The sequence below is a fragment of the Mycobacterium sp. E2989 genome (assembly GCF_001667595.1).
In the GTDB taxonomy this organism is placed as follows: domain Bacteria; phylum Actinomycetota; class Actinomycetes; order Mycobacteriales; family Mycobacteriaceae; genus Mycobacterium.
The window spans coordinates 1-759 of record NZ_LZJX01000078.1; the positions used below are offsets into that span (position 1 = coordinate 1).

The 759-nt window shown below is 68.8% G+C and carries 2 pseudogenes; one reads left to right on the forward strand and one right to left on the reverse strand.

Annotated features, from left to right (window positions below):
* Nucleotides 1–378, forward strand: a pseudogene (locus tag A5680_RS13995) (hypothetical protein); the annotation flags it as partial.
* Nucleotides 379–382: 4 nt separating this feature from the next.
* Here A5680_RS13995 and A5680_RS14000 read toward each other — a convergent pair.
* A pseudogene (locus A5680_RS14000) lies at nucleotides 383–759 on the reverse strand (hypothetical protein); the annotation flags it as partial.

The following is a 759-nucleotide window of genomic DNA, read 5'->3' on the forward strand; positions in this document are numbered from 1 at the left end:
AGGAGAACAAGCCGTCCAACCCCAGCGACCCGCACGACGGGGCCTACACCGCGGCGCGGCTGGCCCGCGACGAAGGGCGTGCAGATCTCGACGATTTCGTTCGGCACGCCGTACGGCACCGTCGAGTACGAGGGCGCCACCATCCCGGTTCCCGTCGACGATCAGACGCTGAAGAAGATCTGCGAGATCACCGACGGCCAGTCGTTCCACGCCGACAGCCTGGAGTCGCTGAAGGACGTCTACGCGACCCTGCAGCGCCAGATCGGCTACGAAACCGTCAAGGGCGACGCCAGCCTGGCCTGGATGCTGCTGGGGGCCGTCGCGATGGCCGGCGCCGTCCTGGCCGGCCTGTTCCTGAACCGCCGGCTGCCCTCCTGAGCGATCAGACCGGCAGCCGCCGGTTGATCAGCAGCGCCAGCGCCGTCGCGATCAGGGCGGTGAGCACGCCCAGGCGCAACCACCCGGCACTGCCGGGACCCGGCACGGTGCGGTAGCCGATGTCCTTCTCGATGGCGTTGTAGCTCTTGGACAGCTCGTCGACGGTGCCGGCGGTGTAGGACTGCCCGCCGGACAGCTTGGCGATCATCTTCATCTGGTCCGTCGATACCGGCACCGCGACCCGCTGCCCGTCCATCTCGATCTCGCCGGTCTTGGTGCCGAACGAGATCGTCGAGATGGGCACCCCTTCGTCGCGGGCCAGCCGCGCCGCGGTGTAGGCCCCGTCGTGCGGGTCGCTGGGGTTGGACGGCTTGTTCTCGA